27 protein-coding genes are annotated in these 23,662 nt (G+C 68.5%); 19 read left to right on the top strand and 8 right to left on the bottom strand.

Features of this window, described 5'->3' with window-relative positions; all coding sequences use genetic code 11:
- Positions 1-334 precede the first annotated feature (334 nt).
- The 4 genes from NBT81_RS10080 to NBT81_RS10065 all read left to right on the top strand — a co-directional run bounded on the left by NBT81_RS10080 (position 335) and on the right by NBT81_RS10065 (position 3,907).
- Positions 335-1,642, top strand: a complete 1,308-nt coding sequence (locus tag NBT81_RS10080) for a right-handed parallel beta-helix repeat-containing protein (protein ID WP_338738120.1) — start codon at positions 335-337, stop codon at positions 1,640-1,642.
- A 67-nt stretch (positions 1,643-1,709) separates the two neighbouring features.
- Positions 1,710-1,994, top strand: coding sequence for a hypothetical protein (locus NBT81_RS10075; RefSeq protein ID WP_338738118.1), 285 nt, complete (start codon positions 1,710-1,712; stop codon positions 1,992-1,994).
- Between the two features lie 42 nt (positions 1,995-2,036).
- Positions 2,037-2,426 carry a methylmalonyl-CoA epimerase gene (gene mce / locus NBT81_RS10070; RefSeq protein WP_338738116.1) on the top strand — a complete coding sequence of 130 codons (390 nt, stop codon included), beginning with the start codon at positions 2,037-2,039 and terminating at the stop codon, positions 2,424-2,426.
- Positions 2,423-3,907, top strand: coding sequence for a class I adenylate-forming enzyme family protein (locus tag NBT81_RS10065; RefSeq protein ID WP_338738113.1), 1,485 nt, complete (start codon positions 2,423-2,425; stop codon positions 3,905-3,907). The genes mce and NBT81_RS10065 overlap by 4 nt, the downstream gene beginning before the upstream one ends.
- 50 nt (positions 3,908-3,957) lie before the next feature.
- Here the strand turns inward: NBT81_RS10065 and NBT81_RS10060 are convergent, their stop codons facing one another.
- The gene (locus NBT81_RS10060; RefSeq protein ID WP_338738111.1) at positions 3,958-5,214 is read right to left on the bottom strand and encodes an MFS transporter; all 1,257 of its coding nucleotides are present in this window, start codon (positions 5,212-5,214) and stop codon (positions 3,958-3,960) included.
- A gap of 180 nt (positions 5,215-5,394) precedes the next feature.
- Between NBT81_RS10060 and NBT81_RS10055 the strand changes: the two genes are divergently transcribed.
- Positions 5,395-6,063 carry a helix-turn-helix domain-containing protein gene (locus tag NBT81_RS10055; RefSeq protein ID WP_425498785.1) on the top strand — a complete coding sequence of 223 codons (669 nt, stop codon included), beginning with the start codon at positions 5,395-5,397 and terminating at the stop codon, positions 6,061-6,063.
- Here the strand turns inward: NBT81_RS10055 and NBT81_RS10050 are convergent.
- Positions 6,060-6,386, bottom strand: coding sequence for a hypothetical protein (locus NBT81_RS10050; RefSeq protein WP_338738107.1), 327 nt, complete (start codon positions 6,384-6,386; stop codon positions 6,060-6,062). The genes NBT81_RS10055 and NBT81_RS10050 overlap by 4 nt on opposite strands.
- Before the next feature lie 133 nt (positions 6,387-6,519).
- On the opposite strand from NBT81_RS10050, the gene NBT81_RS10045 reads away from it, so the two are divergent.
- Entirely contained in the window at positions 6,520-6,729 is a 210-nt protein-coding gene (locus NBT81_RS10045) for a ribbon-helix-helix domain-containing protein (protein ID WP_338738104.1), read from the top strand.
- A gap of 84 nt (positions 6,730-6,813) precedes the next feature.
- On the opposite strand, the gene NBT81_RS10040 is transcribed toward NBT81_RS10045, so the two are convergent.
- The 4 genes from NBT81_RS10040 to NBT81_RS10025 form a co-directional block, all read right to left on the bottom strand.
- Complete coding sequence (locus NBT81_RS10040; protein ID WP_338738102.1) at positions 6,814-7,254, bottom strand: hypothetical protein; 441 nt, start codon at positions 7,252-7,254, stop codon at positions 6,814-6,816.
- Positions 7,251-7,931 (bottom strand): hypothetical protein, encoded by a 681-nt coding sequence (locus tag NBT81_RS10035; protein WP_338738100.1) that lies wholly within the window; start codon positions 7,929-7,931, stop codon positions 7,251-7,253. The genes NBT81_RS10040 and NBT81_RS10035 overlap by 4 nt, the downstream gene beginning before the upstream one ends.
- Positions 7,932-7,998: 67 nt before the next feature.
- Positions 7,999-8,295 carry a DUF5779 family protein gene (locus NBT81_RS10030; RefSeq protein WP_425498635.1) on the bottom strand — a complete coding sequence of 99 codons (297 nt, stop codon included), beginning with the start codon at positions 8,293-8,295 and terminating at the stop codon, positions 7,999-8,001.
- A 50-nt stretch (positions 8,296-8,345) separates the two neighbouring features.
- On the bottom strand, positions 8,346-8,720 hold the full coding sequence (locus NBT81_RS10025; RefSeq protein ID WP_338738098.1) for a cupin domain-containing protein: 375 nt from the start codon (positions 8,718-8,720) through the stop codon (positions 8,346-8,348).
- Positions 8,721-8,889: 169 nt separating this feature from the next.
- Here NBT81_RS10025 and NBT81_RS10020 point away from each other — a divergent pair, with 169 nt between their 5' ends.
- The 8 genes from NBT81_RS10020 (at position 8,890) to NBT81_RS09985 (ending at position 17,170) form a co-directional block, all read left to right on the top strand.
- Positions 8,890-10,131, top strand: a complete 1,242-nt coding sequence (locus tag NBT81_RS10020) for a LeuA family protein (protein ID WP_425498634.1) — start codon at positions 8,890-8,892, stop codon at positions 10,129-10,131.
- 328 nt (positions 10,132-10,459) lie between these two features.
- Positions 10,460-12,214, top strand: a complete 1,755-nt coding sequence (ilvB, locus tag NBT81_RS10015; RefSeq protein ID WP_338738094.1) for a biosynthetic-type acetolactate synthase large subunit — start codon at positions 10,460-10,462, stop codon at positions 12,212-12,214.
- Positions 12,211-12,801, top strand: coding sequence for an acetolactate synthase small subunit (gene ilvN / locus NBT81_RS10010; RefSeq protein WP_338738092.1), 591 nt, complete (start codon positions 12,211-12,213; stop codon positions 12,799-12,801). The genes ilvB and ilvN overlap by 4 nt, the downstream gene beginning before the upstream one ends.
- A 2-nt stretch (positions 12,802-12,803) precedes the next feature.
- Positions 12,804-13,844: a ketol-acid reductoisomerase gene (ilvC, locus tag NBT81_RS10005; RefSeq protein WP_338738090.1), complete on the top strand. Its 1,041-nt coding sequence runs from the start codon at positions 12,804-12,806 to the stop codon at positions 13,842-13,844.
- Positions 13,845-13,949: 105 nt separating this feature from the next.
- The gene (gene leuC / locus NBT81_RS10000) at positions 13,950-15,368 is read left to right on the top strand and encodes a 3-isopropylmalate dehydratase large subunit (protein WP_338738088.1); all 1,419 of its coding nucleotides are present in this window, start codon (positions 13,950-13,952) and stop codon (positions 15,366-15,368) included.
- The gene (locus NBT81_RS09995) at positions 15,365-16,012 is read left to right on the top strand and encodes a 3-isopropylmalate dehydratase small subunit (RefSeq protein ID WP_338738086.1); all 648 of its coding nucleotides are present in this window, start codon (positions 15,365-15,367) and stop codon (positions 16,010-16,012) included. Before leuC ends, NBT81_RS09995 begins: the two co-directional genes overlap by 4 nt.
- Positions 16,009-16,995 (top strand): isocitrate/isopropylmalate dehydrogenase family protein, encoded by a 987-nt coding sequence (locus tag NBT81_RS09990; protein ID WP_338738085.1) that lies wholly within the window; start codon positions 16,009-16,011, stop codon positions 16,993-16,995. Before NBT81_RS09995 ends, NBT81_RS09990 begins: the two co-directional genes overlap by 4 nt.
- 25 nt (positions 16,996-17,020) lie before the next feature.
- Entirely contained in the window at positions 17,021-17,170 is a 150-nt protein-coding gene (locus NBT81_RS09985) for a DUF7557 family protein (RefSeq protein WP_338738083.1), read from the top strand.
- Here NBT81_RS09985 and NBT81_RS09980 read toward each other — a convergent pair.
- Positions 17,167-17,601, bottom strand: coding sequence for a DUF5799 family protein (locus NBT81_RS09980; RefSeq protein WP_338738081.1), 435 nt, complete (start codon positions 17,599-17,601; stop codon positions 17,167-17,169). The two genes, NBT81_RS09985 and NBT81_RS09980, sit on opposite strands and share 4 nt — an antisense overlap.
- Before the next feature lie 83 nt (positions 17,602-17,684).
- On the opposite strand from NBT81_RS09980, the gene NBT81_RS09975 reads away from it, so the two are divergent.
- On the top strand, positions 17,685-18,017 hold the full coding sequence (locus NBT81_RS09975) for a hypothetical protein (protein WP_338742598.1): 333 nt from the start codon (positions 17,685-17,687) through the stop codon (positions 18,015-18,017).
- Positions 18,018-18,065: 48 nt separating this feature from the next.
- Positions 18,066-18,797: an archaeal proteasome endopeptidase complex subunit beta gene (psmB, locus tag NBT81_RS09970; protein ID WP_338738079.1), complete on the top strand. Its 732-nt coding sequence runs from the start codon at positions 18,066-18,068 to the stop codon at positions 18,795-18,797.
- A 4-nt stretch (positions 18,798-18,801) separates the two neighbouring features.
- Here the strand turns inward: psmB and NBT81_RS09965 are convergent, their stop codons facing one another.
- Positions 18,802-20,340, bottom strand: a complete 1,539-nt coding sequence (locus tag NBT81_RS09965; protein ID WP_338738077.1) for a hypothetical protein — start codon at positions 20,338-20,340, stop codon at positions 18,802-18,804.
- A 105-nt stretch (positions 20,341-20,445) separates the two neighbouring features.
- Between NBT81_RS09965 and NBT81_RS09960 the strand changes: the two genes are divergently transcribed.
- The 3 genes from NBT81_RS09960 (at position 20,446) to NBT81_RS09950 (ending at position 23,659) form a co-directional block, all read left to right on the top strand.
- Positions 20,446-20,934 (top strand): hypothetical protein, encoded by a 489-nt coding sequence (locus tag NBT81_RS09960; RefSeq protein WP_338738075.1) that lies wholly within the window; start codon positions 20,446-20,448, stop codon positions 20,932-20,934.
- Between the two features lie 120 nt (positions 20,935-21,054).
- Entirely contained in the window at positions 21,055-22,713 is a 1,659-nt protein-coding gene (ligA, locus tag NBT81_RS09955; RefSeq protein ID WP_338738073.1) for an ATP-dependent DNA ligase LigA, read from the top strand.
- 130 nt (positions 22,714-22,843) lie between these two features.
- Positions 22,844-23,659 (top strand): alpha/beta hydrolase, encoded by an 816-nt coding sequence (locus NBT81_RS09950; protein ID WP_338738071.1) that lies wholly within the window; start codon positions 22,844-22,846, stop codon positions 23,657-23,659.
- Positions 23,660-23,662 lie beyond the last annotated feature (3 nt).

Below are 23,662 nucleotides of genomic sequence, written 5' to 3'. Positions count from 1 at the left end.
ACCGGCACAACCCGCCAGGCCGGTCGCTACGGCGGCCGCCGATAGTTTCAGGAATCGTCGCCGTCGTCCGGAGTGTTTCTCCGACATCACGCGAACGAAGCGACCGAGAGGACATTAACTATTGTAATATTGATATATTCGGGGGTGTAGTCGTGTGAGGGGTTCGTGTCGGTCGGGAGACGAACGTGGCTCTCGGTAGCGCTATTGTTCCCCACGGAGTGGTGGTGGATATCGGGGTGGGCCGGTACCAGGTTCGGACCGCTCGGGACCCGGCGGTGACCGTCCGGACGGCTATTATATAGGGTTATGATCGGATCGGGGACAGGTCTGCGTGATGGCAGACGACACCAGCGAAACGGGACTCGTCTCGCGCGTCTCCGACTGGCGGTCGACCCGCCGGTCGTTCGTCGCGGGCGTCGGATCGGCCGCCGGACTCGGGGCGTTCACCGGGAACGGCGCGGCACAGATGGGGAGCGATCCGGTGCGTAGCGGGGCGGTGTCTCTGGTCTACCGGGAGAACGGCCAGTACCGCGTCACCGACGGCACCGGCGTCGCGTTCCGGACGACCGCGGACGGCAACGCCGAGGAGGCGTTCCAGTACGCCTTCGACGCCGTCCCGGACGGGGGCGGGACCGTCGTCGCCGCCGCGGACACGTTCCGCTTCGGCGGGCCGGCCACCCTCGGGGACGACACCGCGCTGACGGGACAGCGAGGAACCCGTTTCGTCGGATCACAGGTCGGACGCCGGGACGATCCACTCCCGACCGACGACCAGGAGAACCCCCTGCCGAGGGGTCACGACCTGATCCGGGTGCGCGGCGACAACGCCGCCGTCACGAACGTCGAGTTCGACGGTGCGGGCACGCAACTGGACAGCCACGCGGTTCAGGCAGACGACTGCACCGGCGTCCTCATCGCGAACAACCGGACGGTCAACGGGTTCCAGATGGCGCTCTCCTTCACCGGCTGTGAGAACGTGGTCGTCCGGGGCAACGAGGTAGTGAACCCGAACTGGTACGGGATCACGAGTCGGGGCGCGCCCGAGGGGGGCGACCGCGACCTGAAGCGTTCGACCGACGTGGTCGTCGCCGAGAACCGCGTCTCGGGGATGAAGTTCAACAACATCGCCACCTACAACGTCAGCAACTTCGCCGTCGTGGGCAACGTCGTCTTCGACGGCGGTCACAGCCTGATCGCGTGTTCGCCGGCCCAACAGGGGACGATCGTCGGCAACGTCTGTCGGAATCTGAACAAGTTCGGCGGCGATCCCGGCGGCGAGGCGGGAATCGAAATCGAGTACAAGGAGACCCACCTCAGCGAGGCGGTCGCCGGCACGCCCGCGGCCACGTCCTACGACATCACCGTCTCGGGCAATCAGATCGAGAACTGCGAGGTCGGGTTCATCTCCCGGACGGTGCCCGCAGACGCCGCGGACACCGACCCACGCGAGGAGCGACGCCCGTACAGTTTCACCGTCACGGGCAACGCGATCAACGACTGCGAGGCCGCGGGCATCCGTATCCGGTCCGGAGCGTCGGGCGTGGTCGCGACGAACACGATCCGGAACACGGGCACCGCCATCGACGTCGACGACGCGTTCACCGAAGACGTCCAGCGGGACCTGAACGTCGCTCGAGACTGACAGAAACGGGGGTTCGGGGTCGCGTTCGGGGAACAACGTTTAGTTACCACCGTCCTTTCACCGGACGATGAGCGAGAGCGAACCATCGGACGAGGTGCTCGACCGGGACACGATCACGGGCAACGAGATCGCGAACTGGCTGAACGCGAACGGTCCCGAGTGGGTGCTGAAGATCGACCCGCTGGGCGAGAAGGCCGAACACCTCGGCTTCATCGACGGCCGGTTCAAACTCGCGGCCGACGGGGAGATCACCAACATCGCGCTCGACTACTTCACCCAGCTCGCCGACCGCGCCCGACGGGTCGACTACGTCCACCGCGACGATTCGCCGTTCGCCGTCGACGACTCGTAACGCCCACCAATCTATATGTCCGCGCGGGTCGGTGGTATCGGTATGCGCTTCGATCACGTCGGCGTCGCGACGCGCGACGGCGACGCCCTGGCCGATCTGTTCGGATCCCTCTTCGATACGCCGGTCGCCCACCGGGAGACGTTCGACGGACTCGACGTGACATTCCTCGACGTGGGCGACGGCTACCTCGAACTGCTCGAACCCCGAACCGACGAGGGACCGATCGCCCGCTACCTCGACGGTCGGGGACCCGGACTCCACCACGTCGCGCTCGCGACGGACGACGTCGAGTCGGCTCTCGACGCCGCCCGCGCCGCCGGCGTCGAGACCGTCGACGACAGTCCCCGACCGGGTGCGTGGGGCCACGACGTCGCCTTCCTCCACCCCGACTCGACCGGCGGCGTCCTCGTCGAACTCGTCGAACACGCATGAACGACCCGCTCACACACCGGGTAGACGTGACTCCGGGGGCGACGGCGCTGATCGACGCCGACCGGGACGAGCGACTGACGGTCGCGGACCTGGACGCCGGGGTCGAGCGGACGGCTGGCCGACTGGCCACGCTCGGGGTCCGTCCCGGCGACCACCTCGGCGTTCTCCTCCCCACCGGTCGGACGGCCGTCGAGGTGGTTCACGCCGCGATTCGACTCGGCGCGGTCACCGTTCCGCTCGGCCCGCGACTCACGCCAGCGGACCTCGCCGAGCGGCTGGATCGTGCCGGCGCCACGGCCCTGATCTGTGACGCGACGACCGAGGCCGACGCCGTCGACGCCGCGGCGGCGGTCGACGAAGCGACCGTGCCCGTCGTGTCCGTCGACGACCCCGCGTCCGGTGCGACGGCGCTGTCGGCCCGAACGCCGGAGGCGGTCGTCCCCCACGACTGGGGCCTCGATTCGACGCTGTTCGTCCCATTCACTTCGGGGACGACTGGACGGCCGAAGGGCGTCCGCCTGACGGCCGGGAACGTCCTCGCCAGCGCCGTCGCCTCGGCGATCCGCCTCGGGCTGGATCGGGCCGAGACCTGGCACGTCACCCTCCCCTGTCACCACGTCGGCGGCCTCACGCCGCTCGTCCGGATGCCCCTCTACGGCATGACGGTCGTCGTCCGGGAGTCGTTCGAGACCGACGCCGTCGCCGCCGACTTCGAAGCCTACGACGTGACGGCCACGTCGCTGGTACCGACGACGCTCGGTCGCCTCCTCGACGCGACCGAGGGATCGCTCGGCCCGTCGATGCGGGCAGTCCTGCTCGGTGGCGCGCCGGCGACCGGCGACCTCCTCGACCGGTGTCGGGATCGGGACGTGCCGGTCTTCCCGACCTACGGCATGACCGAGACGGCCTCACAGATCGCGACGGCGACGCCCGCCGAGGCGCGGGCATACCCGGGGACGGTCGGTCGACCGCTGTTCTGGACCGACCTCTCGGTCCGGAGCGAGGACGGCGACGAGCGGCCGCCGGGCGAGGTCGGCGAACTCGTCGTCTCGGGGCCGACCGTCGCTCCCGGCTACCTGGACGACGACCGGTCGGCGTTCGGCCCGAACGGTCTCCACACCGGTGACGTGGGGTACCGCGACGAGGACGGGCGGGTGTGGGTCGTCGGCCGCACCGACGACCTGATCGTTACCGGCGGGGAGAACGTCGCCCCCGCCGAGGTGACCGAGGTGATCCTGACACACCCGGACGTGGCGGACGCGGCGGTCGTCGGGCTCCCCGACGACGAGTGGGGGGAACGCGTCGCCGCGCTAGTCGTCCCCCGCGACGGGGTCGACCTCTCGACCGCCGCCGTCGAGTCGTACTGCCGGGAGCGGCTCGCCGACTACGAGATTCCCCGGACCATCCGGTTCGGCGATGCGGTCCCCCGGACCGACTCCGGAACGGTGCGTCGGGACGCGGTTCGGGACCGGCTGAAGTAAGGAGCCGTCGACGGCACGTCGCTACTCCGGCCGGTCGCGGTTCCGGATCGTCACTCGCCGCCGGCGACGCCGTTCTCCGCCGGCGAGACGCGGCGTTCGAGGACGAGCAAGCCAACCGCGAGGCCGACACACGCGAGGATCAGCGCCGGCCAGAGCAGGGCCGCGAACCCGTAGTCGAAGAAGGCCCCACCCAGGGCCGCGCCCAGCCCCATCCCGAGGCGCTTGGCGATTTCGACGAGCGAGAGACGCGAGCCGCGGCCGTCGGCGGTGCCGAAGTCGCTGGCGAGCGAGGTGACGAGCGGCGAGTGAAGTACCTCGCCGACGGTCCGGAGGACGAGAAAGACGCCGAGTAGACCGACGCCGACGGCCGTCGCCACGGTACCGCCCACAGCGGTGACCACCGGCGTCACGCCGGCGACGGCCAGAAAACTGCCTCCCCAGAACGCGACGGAGGCGAGTAGCCCGCGGGTGCGTCGCCAGTCGCCGACCGCGTCGATGATCGGCATCTGGAAGAGGACGAGGACGACCGGATTCAGGACGTACAGCGTCCCCAGTTGGGCGGAGTCGAGTCCGAGGCGCTCGCTGGCGACCACCGGTACGGTCGCCTGCATCTGGGCGTACAGGACCGCGAACCCGACGTTCAGCAGCGCGAGTCCGAGGAGTCGGCGTCGGGAGACGATCCGTCGCCAGTCGCCGGCGCTCTCGGAGAGGGAAGCGGCCCGGCCGTCGTGGACCCGCGGCAGGGCGACCACGAGGACGGCGGCGACGACGGCGGAGGTGAGTCCGTCGGCGACGAAGACGGCGACGTTCGCCACCTCGTAGAGCACCCCACCGACGACGAAGCCGGACCCGAAGCCGACGTTACTGGCGACCTTCAGGAGGCCGTAACCGCGCTCCCGCTCCGCCGCGTCGGTGAGGTCGGCGATCATGGCCTGACTCGCCGGGGCGTACAGCCCCGTCGTCAGGCCGGCGGCCGTCGCGACGGCGATAAAGCCCGCGCCCGTGGTCACGAGAGCGTACGCCGCGAGCGTGAACGCCGAGAGAGCCATGCTCCCGACCATCACCGGCCGTCGGCCGTACCGGTCCGCGAGGTAGCCCCCGACGGCCGTCCCCGTCGCCGTGGCGACGTTGTTGGCGAGGAGGCCGAGGCCGACGACGCTCAGTGGGATGCCCACCTGCAGGTGGAAGTGGATGGTCGCGAAGGGGTAGACCAGTCCCGAGCCGAACACGTTGATCAGCCGCCCGCCCGCGACGGCGTAGACGGGACGCCTGAATCCGCGGACCGTCCCCAGCGTCGATCCGAACACGACGTGGTGTCGAGAACTCCGCTACGTGAACGGTTCGTTTTCGCGGTGTCGTGTGAACGCGGTTCACGTGACCGGGACGACGACCCGCGCCGTCGGGGGGCCCTCAGCCCCGCCGGAACGCGGAACATGTTCGGGCAAACCGCCGAGGGACGTGACGGCGTTGGTCCGACTACGGAGATTATGCCCTACGCCAAACTCACGATCGATCTGCCGGAGGTGATCTGGATCGGGGAGGTGTCGCGGGAGTTCCCCTCGACGACGTTCCGGGTGCTGTCGGCCGTCCCGTCGGGGGAGACGGGGTTCGGACTGCTCGAGATCGAGAGCGACTCCCTGCCGGCCGTCCTCGGGGCCGTCGAGAGCAGGGACGGCATCACCTCGCTGCGGGTGATGCAGCGGTCGGACGACACCACAGTCACGCAGTTCGAGACGGACGAACCGCTCCTCTTGCTGTCGATCCAGGAGTCCGGTGCGCCGCTGGAACTGCCGCTGACGATCCGCGACGGACAGGCGCTGATCGAACTCACGGCCTCGCGGGATCGGCTCTCGGAGTTCGGCGACCAACTGGAGGCGTTCGGGATGTCGTACACGCTCAACGAGGTGTACGACGCCGTCGAACAGCCGGATCTGCTCACCGACCAACAGCGCGAACTGCTCGTGACGGCGGCCGAGTCGGGTTACTACGACACGCCCCGGGAGTGTACGCTGACCGAACTCGCCGACGAGGTGGGGTTGGCGAAGTCGACGGCCAGCGTCACCCTCCACCGGGCGGAGGAGTCGGTCATCAAGCAGTTCGTCACGGGACAACTCGAGACGCCGCTCGGCGACGAACCGCGGGTCGCGCCGAACTAGAAGGGGAGGATGGATCGGAGCCGCCCGATGAGGCTACCGCCCGTGGAGACGCGGTACTCCTCGAACACCGGGTGGAGCAAGTCGAGGAGTTCCGACTCGGAGTCGAACGTCCGCTCCGGAAGCGACTCCATCGCCTCGGACAGGGCGACTGCGCTTCCCGACCCGTCGTACGGAATCTCCGGGTCACCGAGCGCCCGAACCACCTCGTCGCGGGTTGCGGGAAACTCCAGATCCGCCTGATCGAGGTGGCCGACGAGGGCGGCGATGCCGAACTCGACCGAATCGGGCGACGACGTGTCCTGCTGGGGCGGCCTCGCTGCCATTACCGGGGGTTGTCACCGAGACACTAAAAACGACCGCCATTCGACCTGTCGCCGTCGACTCGTGTCCGGAGCGACGGTCAGCCCCGTCGACTGCGGGAGTAAGTGTAATGCGTCCTGCGGTCGTGCTACGACCATGACCGACTACACTACCGTCTCGATCCCGAAGGAACTCGGCGACCGCGTCGAGGACACCATCGAGGGCACTAGCTTCTCGAGCACGAGCGACTTGGTTCGCTTCCTGCTCCGGAGCATCGTCATCCAGCACCAGCGCCAAGGGGAGTTGACCGAGGCCGAGTTCGACGAGATCACGGACCAGTTGGCCGACCTCGGCTACCTGGACTGACTCGTACGGTTTCCTGTGAGTCCTTCCCGGTGGTTCACCGAGACGATCCGGCGAACCACCGGCACACAGTTGCAATCGTCCGTATCACTCGGGCAGCGACTCGACCGGTGGTTCGGCGTCGACGACCGTCAGTTCGAGCCGTCGTCCTCGCCGGTCGAACGCGGTGACGGACGCCACCTCCCACGGCGGCACCGCGAGCAACACGACGCCCGCGAGGTCGTCACGACGGGTGAGTTCGGGCGGACCCTGCGGATGCGTGAGAAAGCGTGCGCGCCCCCGGCCGGCGGGTGTTCCGAGGTCGACGCCGAAGACGTCGCTGACGGAGCGACCGGCCGCGGGGAAGTAGAGGTGTGTCAACACGAGCGTCGACGGATCGAGACCGAGGTCGGCGTCGAACTCCGAAGCGGGCGTCGCGTCGAGGACGGTGTTCACTCGCGAGGGTTCGGCGTCCGCGGCCCGGTCGACCAACACCTCGATCAGCCCCCGGGTCACGTGGACGCCGGTCGTGTCCCGGCTCCGAGTCACCCCAGCACCATCTCGCGAATCATTTTCGCGTACGCGGCCGGGAGTCGGCGGCGCGCGCCGGCGAGGGCGTCACGAAGTGCGCCCTCGGCGTCGTCGAAGATCCCCTCACCGTGGCCCACGAGCACCCGCTCGGGCGAACAGTCGGCGAGCGCGCCCCGCGGCGGGATCGGCCGCAACATGGGGTGGACGCCGAGTCGCTCGCCGTCGGCCCGGAAGAAGGAGGCGGTACCCACCGCCTCGGGCACCAGCAGCGTCTCGCCCGGACGGTAGAGCGCGGCCTCCTGCCACGGTGGGAACGAGGCGTCCCGGACCCGTCGTACGCGGTAGCCCGTGTCGCCGAGTTCATCCCCGAACGTCTCGACCGGGGCGTCGAGTTTCGGCGCGACGCCGTCCATCCACTCCGGGACGGAGACGGGGACATCGTGTCTGTTGGCGACGGCGGCCGCGTCGCGCTTGTGGCGGTCGAGACAGAGCGCGACGCCGGTGACCTCGCCCACGTCGTCGAGCAAGTCGTCGACGCCCGGTGCGTCGACCGGGTCGACGGCCCACACCTCGCCGTCGACGGCGAGGGCGTGACTCGCCCGTTGCATGTCCTCGTCGGGGTAGGCGATCCAGCCGACGCCACCCTCCCAGCGGTCGATCTCGTGCAGGGTCGCACGGCCTCCCTTCAGTGGCATACCACGAGGTGGGGTCGGGACGCGCATAAACCCTCGATCGGTCGTGGCGGGGTGACGGGCGAGTCCGTCAGGAGAGCCGGTCGGTGTCGATGCCGACGCCGGGCGGCGTCACGACGAGGAAGCCACGAAATCGCATCAGCGTCCCGCCGGCGTCGCGCACCTCGCGGGCGAACCCCGCCGCGAGTCGGTTCAGGTCGCCCTCGACGTTCAACACCAGTATCTCGCCGGCCTCGACGGCGGCGATCCACTCCTCGGGGTCGGTGCTCCCGTCGAGGACGCCGAGAACGACCTCGGAGCCGCCGTCGTCGCCGCCCTCCCCCAGTTGCTCCTCCGCGTTCCGGAGGTCGAGGTCGAACTCGCTCATGGAACCCAATCGACGGGGCGGGAGAAAAGCGTTCGGGCGTCCGAACTCCCTCACTCCGGTTCGAACTCACCCTCCCGCAGTCCCTTCCGAACCGGGTCGTGTTCGGCGTCGGTCGGCGGCGGCGCGGTCACCAGGAGCGCCTCCAGTCGGGCGTCGTCGTCGGCCTCGACCCCGCGGGCCGTCCCCGCGGCGACGACGACCACGTCGCCGGGTTCCACCGCGTGATCGGTCTCACCTTCGCGGACGCGGCCCGTCCCCGACCGGACGGAGACGACCACGTCGCTGTCCGGCGCGTGGACCGGGATGAACTGTCCGGGTTCGAAGAAGCCACAGACGACCTTCGTCCGGTCGCTCCGGAACACACCGTGTGCAGCGAAGCGCTCGTCGTCGTACTCGCGCTGGGCGTCGAAGTCGATTACTGGCATCGGTCCGGATCGACGCCGTGGCGTCCAGAGGGTTGTCCCGAACGTGTGCGCCACGGCCCGTCGGAGTCGGTACCGTCGGGCGGTCGACGGACCGGTTCGGGGAGAGACACTACCGACCCGGCCGGGACGACGAACCCGGCACGCACAAGGACAGTTTTATATATCGGGCGTGGCCTCGAACATAGTACAATGTCTAACGACATGGAGGATTCGTCGGATACCCCGGCGGATCGAGTTCTTCCAGGGCACGTTGGCCCGCACCGGCGAAATTGACGGTGTACGAATTTTCGATACGACGCTCCGAGACGGTGAGCAGTCGCCACGCACGTCGTTCAGTTACGACGAGAAGCGAGACATCGCCGAAGTACTCGACGAGATGGGCACCCACGTCATCGAGGCTGGGTTCCCGGTCAACTCGGACGCGGAGTTCGAGGCCGTTCGGGACATCTCGAGAGCTACCGACACGACGGTGTGTGGACTGGCCCGTGTCGTCGACAAGGACGTCGAAGCCGCCCTCGACTCGGGCGTGGAGTTGGTCCACGTCTTCGTGAGCACGAGCGACGTGCAACTGCAGGACTCCATGCACGCCTCCCGCGAGGAGGCGGTCGAACGCGCCGTCAGTTGTGTCGAGCGCGTGAAGGAGGCGGGCGTGGAGTGTATGTTCTCGCCGATGGACGCCACCCGTACCGACGACGACTTCCTCGTCGAGATGGTGGAAGCCGTCAGCGAGGCGGGCACCGACTGGATCAACATCCCCGACACCTGCGGCGTGGCGACGCCGACGCGTTTCATGGATCTCGTGGGGATGGTCCACGAGAACACCGACGCACGGGTCGACGTCCACGCGCACGACGACTTCGGGCTGGCGACGGCCAACGCCATGGCCGGCTTCGAGGCCGGCGCAGCACAGGCCCAGGTGTCGGTCAACGGCATCGGCGAGCGCGCCGGCAACGCCGCCTTCGAGGAGGTCGTGATGGCCTCGGAGGCGCTGTACGACGTCGACACCGGCATCGACACCACCCGGATCACGGAACTGTCCCGGATGGTCGAAGACTACAGCGACATCCCCAACCCGCCGAACAAGCCCGTCGTGGGACGGAACGCCTTCTCCCACGAGAGCGGCATCCACGCCGCGGGCGTCATCGAGAACTCGGACACGTTCGAACCGGGCGTGATGACCCCACAGATGGTGGGTGCGACCCGCGAGTTTGTACTGGGTAAACACACGGGAACCCACTCGGTCCGAAAGCGTCTCAACGAGATCGGGTACGACCCGACGGACGCCGAAGTGCGGGCCGTAACGCGGCTGGTCAAGGATTACGGCGCGGACAAAGAGCGCGTGACGATGGCCGACCTCCGGCGCTTCGCGAGCGAGGAGAACGTCACCCGGGAGGAGGAGGTCCGCGCCTGATGGGGTCGTCCCCGCTCGCTCCACCCGTGGAGCGGCGGGTGGCTCCCCACGTGGACCGCGACGGAAACAGTTATGTCGTCGGAGAAGAACGCATCGGATACGATGCGAGGGTTCGATCCAGCCCGCAGTTCGGCCACGCGCCGCGATCCGTCGGCCCGCCACAGCCGCGGTGCCGAGGGACGGATCGATCCTATTGTAGGGGCTGTATAGCCCCTCACACCCCATTCTCCGACGCGACCGCACCACACGTACACAGGGAGCCAGACAGCCACCCAACCATGACCGACTCACACCGACAGCCACCGAGACATCGTCACTGGAGGACAGCATGAGCGAACGAACGACCCAGCCACCCGAGACGGAGGCCGACAGCGACACGGAGACGACGCCGACGACGGTGTCGTCCGGCGCGACGTCGGTCGTCCGTGCCCTGGAGAACACCGGTATCGAGGTGATGTTCGGTGTGCAGGGCGGCGCGATCATGCCGGTGTACGACGCGCTGTGGAACTCCGATATCGACCACGTCATGATGGCCCACGAGCAGGGAGCGGCCCACGCCGCCGACGCCTACAACGTGGTGTCGGGAGAGCCGGGCGTCTGCCTGGCCACCTCGGGTCCCGGCGCGACCAACCTCGTGACAGGCATCGCCGACGCCAACATGGACTCCGACGCCGTCGTGGCGCTGACCGGGCAGGTGCCCCAGAGCATGGTCGGGAGCGACGCCTTCCAGGAGACGGACACGACGGGCATCACCGCCCCCATCACGAAGAACAACTACTTCGCGAACGACGCCGACACCGTCGGCGACACCGTCGGCGAGGCGGTGGCGCTCGCGGGAACGGGCCGGCCGGGGCCGACACTCGTCGATCTCCCGAAGGACGTGACCAACGCCGAGACGGACCGTGACCCGGGGATGGCACAGACGCCGGAGACGTACATGCCCCAAGACGAGGCCGACCACGCGGACGTGGAGACGGCTGCCCGGGCCATCGAAGCCGCCGACAAGCCGCTGTTGTTGTTCGGCGGCGGCGTCGTGAAGGCGAACGCGGCGGAGACGGCCCGCGAGTTCGCCACGGCCTACGACATCCCGGTCGTGACGACGATGCCCGGCATCGGCACCATGCCCGAGGACCACGACCTCTGTCTGTCGTGGGCGGGGATGCACGGCACCGGCTACGCCAACATGGCGATCAACCACACGGACCTGCTGATCGCCGTCGGCACGCGGTTCGACGACCGCCTCACGGGCGGTATCGAGTCATTCGCTCCCGAAGCGGAGGTGATCCACGTCGACATCGACCCCGCCGAGATCAGCAAGAACATCCACGCCGACTACCCGCTGATCGGCGACGCGGGGCGCGTCCTCGAGCAGTTGGACGGGGCGTTGACGACCGCGCCCGACGCCGACGAGTGGCGCGAGCAGTGTCTGGCGTGGCAGGAGGAGTATCCGATGGACTACGCGGCCCCCGACGACGAACCGCTCAAGCCGCAGTTCGTCGTCGAGGCGCTCGACGAGGCCACGAGCGACGAGGCCATCGTCACCTCGGGGGTCGGCCAACACCAGATGTGGGCGTCGCAGTACTGGACGTTCCGCGAGCCACGGACGTGGGTCTCCTCGCACGGGCTGGGGACGATGGGCTACGGCCTCCCCGCGGCCATCGGGGCGAAGATGGCGGCCGACGACGGCGAGGAGGTCGTCTGCATCGACGGCGACGGCTCCTTCCTGATGACGGTCCAAGAGCTCTCGGTGGCCGTTCGCGAGGACCTCGACATCACCGTCGCCATCCTCAACAACGAGTACATCGGGATGGTCCGTCAGTGGCAGGACGCCTTCTTCGAGGGGCGACACATGGCCGCCGGCTACAGTTGGATCCCGGAGTTCGACAAACTCGCCGAGGCCTTTGGCGCGCGCGGCTGGCGCGTCGACGACTACGACGAGGTGGCCGACGCCGTCGAGGAGGCACTCGACTACGACGGTCCGTCGGTCGTCGACTTCCACATCGACCCGGCGGAGAACGTCTACCCGATGGTGCCGAGCGGCGGCGCGAACGACAAGTTCGCCCTCTCGGAGGACCAACTATGAGCGATGGACTCGACGGCCCCGAACCGGAGGAGCGCCCCGACCCGGACGGACGGCGCAACTCTCAGGGGATTCGGATCGACCCCGAGGTCGAGGCGGAGCCGGAGGACAGACGGGCTGTCCTGTCGGCGCTCGTGAAACACGAACCCGGCGTGCTGGCGAACATCTCCGGACTGTTCCGGCGACGCCAGTTCAACATCGAAAGCCTCACCGTCGGTCCGACCACCGATCCCGACCGGGCGCGGATCACGCTCGAAATCGAGGAGTCCGAACCGGGCATCGAACAGGCCAAGAAACAACTCCAGAAACTCGTCCCCGTGATCGCCGTCACGGAACTCGAACCCACCGCGATCCGGCGCGAACTCGCCCTGATCAAGGTGGACGGCTCCGCCCCCGATCAGGTGGGCGCGGTCGCGGAGATGTACGACGGCAAGACCGTCGACGTCTCCCAGGAGTCGGTGACGGTCGAGATCACGGGCAGCGAGCAGAAGATCAACGCCGCGGTCGAGACGTTCGGTCGGTTCGGCATCCACGAAATCGTCCGGACCGGGACGGCGGCGCTCGAACGCGGCACGCGGAAGACTACGTAACCATGACAGACGAATTCACCACACCGGTATACTACGACGACGACGCGAACAGCGACGAAATCAGCGGCAAGACCGTGGCCGTCCTCGGCTACGGCAGCCAGGGCCACGCCCACGCACAGAACCTCTCGGACAGCGGGATCGACGTGGTCGTCGGTCTGCGACGGGATTCGGACTCCTGGTCACAGGCCGAGAACGACGGCCTGCGCGTGGCGACGCCGGACGACGCGGCCGCCGAGGCCGACATCGTCTCGATGCTGGTTCCCGACACGGTCCAGCCCGCGGTGTTCGAGGCCATCAGCGACGGGATCGAAGAGGGGGACACCCTCCAGTTCGCCCACGGATTCAACATCCACTACAACCAGATCCAACCCCCCGAGGGCGTCGACGTGACGATGATCGCCCCGAAGACGCCGGGACACCTCCTGCGTCGCAACTACGTCGAGGAGACGGGGACCCCGGCGCTGCTCGCCGTGTACCAAGACGAGACCGGGAGCGCGAAAGAGGAAGCCCTCGCGTACGCTCAGGCCATCGGCTGCACCCGCGCCGGCGTCGTCGAGACGACGTTCCAAGAGGAGGTCGAGACGGACCTGTTCGGGGAGCAGGCCGTCCTCTGTGGCGGCATTACGGAGCTCATCAAGAAGGGGTACGAGACGCTGGTCGACGCCGGCTACAGCGAGGAGATGGCGTACTTCGAGTGTCTCAACGAGATGAAGTTGATCGTCGACCTGATGTACGAGGGCGGGATGGCCGAGATGTGGAACTCGGTCTCCGATACTGCCGAGTACGGCGGCCTCGCGGTGGGGCCGGAGATCGTCGACGAGGGCGTCCGCGAGAACATGGACGAGGCGCTGGAGCAGGTTCAGAACGGCGAGTTCGCCCGCGAGTGGATCCTCGAGAACCAGGCCGGACGACCCTCCTACACCCAACTCCACGAGGCCGACCGGAACCACGACATCGAGGACGTCGGCGAGCGACTGCGCGCCCTGTTCTCCTGGGCCGAGGAGGAGTCCACCGAAGAAGCAGAGGCCCCGGCGGATGACTGAGCGGACGGACACGGTCGACCGCACGGAGCGCGCCGCCGGAGGGCGGGGGGACGAGCCACGCCTGGGTGCGGGACGGGGACGCCTCTCCCGTACGAGCGCCGACCGATGAGCGAGGGTACGCTGTACGACAAGGTGTGGGACCGCCACAAGGTGGCCGACCTGCCCAACGGGCAGGACCAACTGTTCATCGGCCTCCACCTCATCCACGAGGTGACCAGCCCCCAGCCGTTCTCGGAACTGCGCGAACGTGGTGTCGAGGTGCCCTACCCCGAGCGCAACGTCGCGACGGTGGACCACATCGTCCCGACGCGACCCGAGGGTCGCGAGCGCCCGCTGGCCGACGACTCCGCCGAGGGGATGCTCACCGCGCTGGAGCGAAACACCACCGAATCGGACATCCAGTTCTACGGACTGGACTCCGACAAACAGGGGATCACCCACGTCGTCGCGCCCGAGTTGGGGCTGACCCAACCCGGGATGACCGTCGTCTGTGGCGACTCCCACACCGCCACCCACGGGGCCTTCGGCTCCATCGCCTTCGGCATCGGGACGAGTCAGGTCCGGGACGTGTTGGCCTCGCAGTGTGTCGCCGCCGACAAGGCCGAGGTCCGTCGGATCGAGGTCGACGGCACGCTCGGCGAGGGCGTCCACTCGAAGGATCTCATCCTGAAGATCATCGCCGAACTCGGCGTCGACGGCGGCGTCGGCTACGTCTACGAGTACGGCGGCGAGGCGGTGCGGGACCTCTCGATGGAGGAGCGACTTGCGGTGTGTAACATGTCCATCGAGGGTGGTGCCCGTGCGGGCTACATCAACCCCGACGAGACGACCTACGAGTTCCTCCGGGGGCGCGAGTTCGTCCCCGAGGGTGACGCCTTCGAGGAGCGAAAGGCGTACTGGGAGTCCGTCGCCAGCGACGACGACGCCGACTACGACGACGTCGTCCACCTGGACGTCGACGACCTGGAACCGATGGTCACCTGGGGGACGAACCCCGGGCAGGCCGTCGGCGTCTCGGATCCGGTTCCGGCCCCCGAGGATCTGCCCGAGGGCGAACGCGAGGCCGCCCGGACCGCACAGGAACACACGGGCGTCGAACCCGGCGAGCCGATGGCGGGCTACCCCATCGACGTGGCCTTCCTCGGCACCTGTACGAACGGCCGGACGAGCGACTTCCGCGAGGCCGCGGCCGTGTTGGAGGGCCGCGAGGTCCACCCAGACGTGCGCGCGCTCGCGGTCCCCGGTTCACAGACGGTGAAGTCGACACTCGAAGCCGAAGGGATCGACGACGTGTTCCGCGCCGCCGGCTTCGAGTGGCGCGAAGCGGGCTGTTCGATGTGTCTGGCCATGAACGACGACTCCCTCGAGGGCGACGAGCGGTGTGCGTCGTCGTCGAACCGCAACTACGTGGGTCGACAGGGGAGCAAGGACGGCCGGACCGTGTTGATGAGTCCGGCGATGGTCGCCGCCGCCGCCGTCGCGGGCGAAGTGACCGACGTGCGCGGCATGGAGGTGGGCGCATGAGCGACGGCGAGGGGTCGGAGAGCCCGCGTGAAGACGGCGTCGGCGTCGAGGAGATGAAGGTCCGCCGCGTCGCCGGGACGGGCGTCCCCGTCCGTGGCGACGACATCGACACCGACCAGATCATCCCCGCCCGCTTTCTCAAGACGACGACGTGGGAGGGGATGGACGAGTACGCCTTCTACGACGCCCGCCGCGACGACGACGGCGAACTCAACGACCACCCGTTCAACGAGTACAAGGGCGCGAACGTCCTCGTCGTCAACGACAACTTCGGCTGTGGCTCCTCGCGGGAACACGCGCCGCGAGCGCTGGCCCGGTGGGGCGTCGAGGCCATCGTCGGCGAGTCCTTCGCCGAGATCTTCGCCGACAACTGCAAGTCCCTCGGCATCCCGGCCGCGACGACCGATCCCGAGACGGTCGCGGACCTCCAGGACTTCGTTGAGGCGAACCCCGAGGCGGGGGTCGAACTCGACGTGGTCGATCGACAGGTCACCTACGACGGCGAGACCGTCGACGTCGACATCGACGAGGCGATGCACGGCGCGCTGGTGCAGGGCATCTGGGACACCGTCGCCCTGCTCCGGTCGAACATGGACGCCATCGACGAGACGGCGGCCGACCTGCCGTACGTCGAGTCGCGATGACCGAGACCGTCGCGGTGCTCCCGGGCGACGGGATCGGCCACGAGGTCGTCCCGGCGACCCTGCGGGTACTGGAGGCGGTTGCCGACTTCGAGTTCGTCCACGTTGAGGCGGGCGACGCCGTCGCCGAGCGGACCGGCGACCCCCTCCCCGACGAGACGGTCGAGGCGGTCACGAACGCGGACGCGACGCTGTTCGGTGCGACGGGCGAGACGTCGGCGGACGTGATCCTCCCGCTCCGGGACGCGGTCGACTCCTTCGTCAACGTGCGCCCGGCGCGGACGTACCCCGGCGTCGACGCCGTCCAACCGGAGACGGATCTGGTCATCCTGCGGGAGAACACGGAAGGCGTCTACGCCGGCATCGAGAACCGCCTCTCGGAGGACGTGTCGACGCTGACGCGGCTGGTGACCCAGTCCGCGTCGCGGCGACTCGGCGAGTTCGCCTGCGACTACGCCGACGCGAACGGCCACGACGGGGTCACCGTCGCCCACAAGAACAACGTGATGCGGGTCACGGACGGCCTGTTCGTCGACACGATCCGAGAGGTGGCAAGCGACCGCGGCGTCGACGTCGACGACGGGTACATGGACGCGATGGCGACACACCTCGCCATGGATCCCACGGGGTACGACGTGATCGTCTGTCCCAATCTGGCGGGCGACATGCTCTCCGATCTGGCGGCTGGACTGGTCGGCGGCCTCGGATTGCTCCCGAGCGCGAACGTCGGCTCCGATCGGGGACTCTTCGAACCGGTCCACGGCTGTGCGCCCGACATCGCGGGCGAGGGCGTCGCCAATCCGACGGCGACCATCCTCTCGGCGGCGATGCTGCTGGACTTCCTCGACCACGACGACGCGGCCGCCGACGTCCGGACGGCCGTCGAGTCGACGCTCGCAGAGGGACCACGGACGCCGGATCTCGGCGGCTCGGCGGGCACCGACGCGTTCACCGATAGGGTGATCGAGCGTCTGCCGGAGAGTTAAGAGCTCGGGTCCCCTTCGTTCACGTATGCCACAAGTTCACCTCGACGACGAGACGGTCGCACGCCTCGACAGCCTCCGACAGGACGACGAGGAGTACGACGAGATCGTCACGGAGCTGATCAACATCTACGAAGCCGAGGAGTTGACGCTGTTCCACGGCGGCGACGAGGTTTAGTCGCCGTCGTACGCGTCGCGGACGTCGTCCCACTTTCCGCGATCCTCGAGGCGTTCCTGAAGCGCGTCGGCGTACTCCTCGACCAGTCGTTCGGCCGCGTCGAGTCGCTCGGCCTCGTCGTCGCCGCTCAGACCGAGTGCGCCGCGGATGGCGTCGAAGACGCCGTCGCCGCTGTCACCGCCACCGCCCTGACCACCGGGACCCATCCCACCCTGGACCTTCTCCAGTTCGGGGATCATCTGCGGGAGGTTCTCGGTGTCGGGGACGACCCGTGCGCGTTCGGGGTCGTCCGCGTGTTCGATCTCGAACTCGACGGCGGTCATGATCAGCCCCCACTCCTGATTGGTGAACTCGGAGGAGCGGACCCGATCGCTGAACTCCCGGTCGACGGCCATCCGGTCGCTGACGATCCTGTCGGTCCAGTTTGACATGGGCCGTCGTAGGGAGACGTGAGGTATCAGCGTTTCCCACGCCGGCGCGTACGCCCTGTCGATGGGCGTCGTAAGTTATGCGTATGTCGGAGGTACGCCACGCCCAGTATCCGTCGATCGGAGCCGATCCGGGATCGACGGCGGCCGCGAGTCGTCGTGGGAGCGAATTGGGAGACGTGATCGGGGTCGTCCCCTCCCGGAAGGAAGAAAGTATATATACCCCGACCGCCGGTGGGACGACCACGCAGATGATCGAGTCACCGTCCCGTGCAGTCGTGTTCGCGTGCTACCAGTTGACCCTCGTCCTCGGCATCGCGCTGATGCCGGTCGCGCTGTTGACCCGCCGGTTCGGCGTCACGCTCCCGCTGGGCGAGGCCGTGGCAGCGGCCGGCCGAGCCTACGAGAACGCCGCCTGACGGTCGGGAAGGGCTGCATTTATCAGCGCGCCTCTACAAGAACGGGTGATGCGTACCCCCACGAATCAGGACTTTTCGCGGACGCAGGACCACCTCGACGGCAACGAGCAACAGGTGTTCGGTCCGGAGATCGGCGAGTTCACCGACAGGGACGAGCGCCTCGCCGCCGCGGAGGACGAGGAGATGAAGACCGGAACGACGACCGTCGGTCTCGCGACCGAAGAGGGCGTCGTGATGGCGACGGACATGCGGGCAAGCGCCGGCCGGATGGTCTCCAGCAAGGACGTCCAGAAGGTCGAACAGATCCATCCCAACGCCGCCCTCACCATCGCGGGGTCGGTGTCGGCCGCCCAGTCGCTCATCCGCGCGCTCCGGTCGGAAACCAGTCTCTACGAGACCCGCCGTGGGAAAGACATGAGCATGGAAGCGCTGTCGACGCTCACGAGCAACTTCCTGCGCTCGGGTGGCTTCTTCATCGTCTCGCCGCTCCTGGGTGGCGTCGACGAGGACGGCACACACGTCTACAGCCTCGACCCACTCGGCGGCATGATGGAAGAGGAGTACGCCGTCTCGGGCTCCGGGAGTCAGTACGCGCTCGGTGTCCTCGAACAGGAGTACGAGTCGGACCTCTCCGTCGACGAGGCCCGCTCGGTCGCGGCCCACGCCATCCAGAGCGCCGTCGAGCGTGACCTGGCCTCCGGCAACGGCATCAACGTGGCCGTGGTCACCGACGACGGCGTCGACATCACGAAACACAAGGACTTCGACGCGCTTCTGTAAACCGTCACCACCAGTCGGTGAACGCACCGTCGAGTAGCGTATTGGTCTGCTCGTCGACGTACGCCCGCTGCATCGCTGGAATCGCCACGGACAGGGAGTCCCCGGCTTCGATTCGACTGTGGACCCGCGACCGCTTCCAGCCGGCGGGTGTGACCCCCGACTCGACGCGTGCGCGAAGCGGCGCGACGTAGGACTCGGCCGCCTCGGTCGTACACCCGGCGCTCCGGAGCCCCTCGACTGCGTGGGAGAGCAGGTCGTCGTAGAGCCGTTCCTCGTCGGTCGTCTCCTGTCCGTCGTTGGTGATCCAGCGCTGTTCGCCCTCGAGACCGCGGCGAGCCGCGGTGTAGAAGTTCTCCTTCGCGACCGACCACTCCTGCCCGATGACCGGGTGTTCGTGGCGCGGGAGGCTCTCCATCAGCCCGGCGAACGTCGCCATGAAAGCCATCGAGTCACGGACGGTCGGCTGGGCGGCGATGGGACGGAACTCGATGCGGGCGTTCGCCGAGGAGCGGGTAGCCCCGTCGAACACCGGGCGCACCCACCGCCAGAAGGTGCCGTGCTTGCGCCTAAGGGTGGCGAACTTGTCGTCGAAGCGGTCGCCACGGTCGACGGGCATCGGCACGACGGTCGGATCGTTGGCGACGCGGTCGACCGCCTCCTCGACAGTGCCGAGGTCGTCGGGGAACCGCACCTTCGCGGACTCGTCGTCGTTGAGCACCGACTCGAAGACGAAGATGCGGTTCTCGGCCCACGCGTCGTCGACGACGGCCGCCGGGTCGGCGTTCTCGTCGTAGAGATCCGGCGGAAAAAAGGGCGAATTGACCGCGAGCGCCAGTAGCGGGCCGGCGATCCGCAGCGCGTAGTTGTGGTAGGTGGGGAGGTCGGAGGCGTGTGGCACTTGATAGTGGGGCTGGATCGAGGTGATGAGGCTCTCGGGCATCACGGTGTCGGCCTCGAGGCTGACGTGTGGCGCGTCGAGGACGAACGGCCTCGGTGCGTTCGTCCCGTTGGCCATGGCGTGGTACCGCACGGCGTCGGTCATGTTGGTGGCGATTCGGATCCCCCCATCGGAGATGCTGTCGGTGAGGTAGCCACGCGCCGTCTCGCCCGACGGCGGGACCGTCCAGAGGCCGTCGCTGACGAGGCGCATCCCCTCGATGCGGGTCGTCTGGAGCGCCGATTCGAGGTGGGAACGGACGCCCGCGGCCTGTGCCCGGAGTCCCTCGGCGTTCAGCGGTTGCGGACTGGTCGTCAACTCGGCGTTGTGGAGGCCGAGTTCCTTCTCGAAGCGGATGAGTTCGAGGAGGCGACGGGGGACGCGGACGAGTTCCGCGCCGTCGTCGTCGCCGGTCTCGCGCCGCCACCGGCCGTCGGCGACGGCGTAGAACTCGTACTCCAGACCGATGATCGACCGGTGGTTGTCGAAGGTGCCGTCCCTGAGTTCGGACTTGACCACCTCGGCGTCGGCCCGTGCCTGCGCGTCGAACTCGGAGACGCTCACGTCGAGGACGTCCCGGACGCGCGCCGCCAACTCGCCGTTCATACCCTCCCCTGCACCACACATCGTCTTCAATCCGATGACTCGGGAAAACGGAGCCAGCTCCACGACGGCAGTACGTTTATGACGCGCCACCGACAGGGCCTGACCATGCTCGATCGGCTCCGCGACCTGTTGCGCATTCGCGAGGACACCGATGACGACGGGACGGGCGTTCTGGTCGTCGAGGTTCCGGAGGAGCCTCCCGACGAGGCGGCCCTCGTCGAGGATTTCGATCGGATGCTCGACATCGAGGGTATCACCGTCGACGGTGACCGCGCCGACGTCGTCGAGACCTTCGGCGACGTCGTCGCCCAGTACGGGACGCTCGTCCCCGCCCTCCGGGCGCTCGGCGAACGGGTCGGTGACGACGGCGTCGCGAACGTGAACTGCGTCCTCGACAAGGACGAGATCGCCGAGTGGCGAGAGGAGCATCCGGAAGCGGTCGCGACGATCGAGTCGACGACCGAGGGCATCTCCGCCGCGTTCGAACGGATCGAGACGACGGACGCGATGCCGGACAACGAAGTCCCCGCGTCGGTCGAGACGTTCGTACAGCGGGTGCGTAGCCTCGGAATGCTCACCGAGACCGAGGACTGACCGCCGGAGCGGTCCCCACTCCCGCTCCCTACCTCCGAACAACACCGTCCCGGCCCCACGTTCGACGTGTCGGCGTCGCCAACCGATAGGCTCAGGATCGGCGGGGCCGACCCGTCCGGCATGGAGTTCTCGGAGTTCGCCGACCGCGTCGCGGCCGTCGAGGCAGAGACGGCCGACCTCGAGATCACGTCGCTCGTCGCGGGACTGTTCGCCGACGCCGGGTCGGATCTCCCGGTCGTCGTCCGCCTGTCCCTCGGGCGGGTCGTCCCCGCCTGGGAGTCGACGACCCTCGACGTGGGGCCGAGCCTCTGTCACGAGGCGCTCGCCCGCGCCGCCGGCCCGAACGTCACCGCCGACGACGTGGCCGACCGACTGGCCGACGCGGGGGAGATCGGTGCCGTCGCCGAGTCACTGGACCTCGGCGGACAGCGCGGCCTGGCCGCCTTCGGCGACGGCGGGATCGACCCTCTGACCGTCGCCGAGGTGGACGACCGCCTCCGAGCGCTGGCCGCCGCCGACGGCGCGGGGAGCCACGACCGCAAGGTCGAGGAACTCTTCGGTCTGTTCACCCGGGCCGACCCCGTCTCCGCGCGCTACTTGGCCCGGATCGTCCTCGACGAGATGCGCATCGGGGTCGGCGAGGGTACCGTCCGCGACGCTATCGCCGAGGCGTTCGACGTACCGGTCGAGACCGTCGAGCGAGCGCTGCAGGTGACCAACGACTACGGCGCGGTCGCGGTCCGCGCCCGCGAAGAGGGACCGACCGGACTCGAGGACGTGACCCTGACCGTCGGCCGGCCGGTGCGGGCGATGCTGGCCCAGACGGGGACCGCCGCCGACGCCGTCGGATCGTGGGGGAGCGTCGCCGTCGAGACCAAGTTCGACGGCGCGCGGGTGCAGGTCCACCACGATCCGGAGAGGGAGACGGCCGTCTTTTCGCGGAACATGGAGTCCGTCACCGCCGCGCTCCCCGAGGTGGTCGAGTTCGTCGACCGCGAGGTGGACGTGCCGGCCATCCTCGACGGCGAGGTAGTCGCCGTCGACGACGACGGCGATCCCCGCCCCTTCCAAGAGGTGCTCCGCCGCTTCCGGCGGAAACACGACGTCGAACGGATGCGCGAGGAGGTCGCGGTCGAACTCCGGGCCTTCGACTGCCTCCACGCCGACGGGACGGACCTTCTGGACGACCCGTTGCTGGACCGCCGCGACCGACTCACGTCGATCCTCGGCACGGGCGTCTCGCCGCTCACCCTCACCGACGAGGTCGAGACGATCGCCGGCCGCGAGGCCGCCGCCCTCGACGCCGGCCACGAGGGTATCATGCTCAAGAACCCCGAATCGGCGTACACGCCGGGCAAGCGGGGGCGAAACTGGCTGAAGCGCAAGCCCGACGTCGAGACGCTGGACCTCGTGGTGACGGGGGCCGAGTGGGGCGAGGGGCGGCGGGCGAACCACCTCGGGACGTTCCTGCTGTCTGCCCGGATCGACGACGGGGACGGGGAGTTCGCCAGCATCGGCAAGGTTGCGACGGGGATCACCGACGAGCGACTCGCCGCGTTGACCGAGCGGTTCGAGCCGCTGATCAACGAGGAAGAGGGGGCCGACGTGGTGATCGATCCCGAGGTGGTGTTCGAAGTCGGGTACGAAGAGATCCAATCCTCGCCGACCTACGAGTCGGGCTACGCGCTCCGCTTTCCCCGCTTCGTCGCCGTCCGGGAGGACAAGTCGCCCGAGGAAGCCGACTCGCTGTCGCGGGTCGATCGACTGACCGGGGAGTGACAGACATCGCGCTGCGTCGACCGGGGAGCGTGTCCAGCGGTGGCGATGTGAGCCACGGCGAGCGAATCGCTCCCCATCGAAGCGTACTTGTGAGTCGGTGACGACCGTTTCGTGACACCACCGACACGCCATGAGACACCAGCACCCCGGCTCGTCCACGAAGGAGTGTCCACTCGCCGACGGCCGAACGCTCACGTACGCGACCGCCGGCGACCCGGAGGGTGCGCCGGTCGTCGTCTGTCACGGAACCCCGGGTTCGCGGTCGTTCGCAGCGGTGTGTTCCGACACCGCCGCGGTCGAAGGGGTTCATCTCGTCGTGCCCGAACGGCCCGGATACGGGACGTCGACCCCACCGCCACGCGGGTGGTCGTGGGGCGACTGGCGAGCCGACCTCCACCAGTTACTGGACCACGAGGGGATCGAACGAACCGCACTCGTCGGCTACTCCGGTGGCGGGCCGTTCGCCCTCGCGGCGGCGACGGACGACCGGACGACGCGGATCGGTCTGATCAGTAGCGTGATCCCGCCGGTGGAGAACGGGTTCGCGACGCTGTCTCGAGCCCCGCTGTTGCTCCGATTCCTGTCGCGGCTGGCGGTGACGCTCGCCGGCGTGCGTGGACCGGACGCAGTCGTTCGGCAGTTCACGGACGAATCCGTGGCGGGAGACGTTCGGAGGGCCGTCTCGGAGGACTTTCACGAGGGATTCCGGCAGGGAGCACGGGCGTTCGTCCGCGAGACGCGGCTGTTGGCCGAGGACCCGTTCGACGGGCCCCCGTCGAACGTCCCGGTTCGTGCGTGGCACGGGACGCGGGACGGGAACGCCCCGATCCGACCCGTCCGGAAGTTCCTCCGCGGGACCGGCGGCTCCGTCGTCACCTCCGAGAGCGACCATCTCGGAACCCTCCTCGACCACCAGCGGGACGTCTTCGCCTGGACGACCGGATAGCGC

This window comes from Haloplanus sp. CK5-1 (assembly GCF_037201915.1).
Classification (GTDB): domain Archaea; phylum Halobacteriota; class Halobacteria; order Halobacteriales; family Haloferacaceae; genus Haloplanus; species Haloplanus salilacus.
Note: the sequence above shows the minus strand (reverse complement) of the source record. Positions and strands in the feature narration are given on the sequence as shown.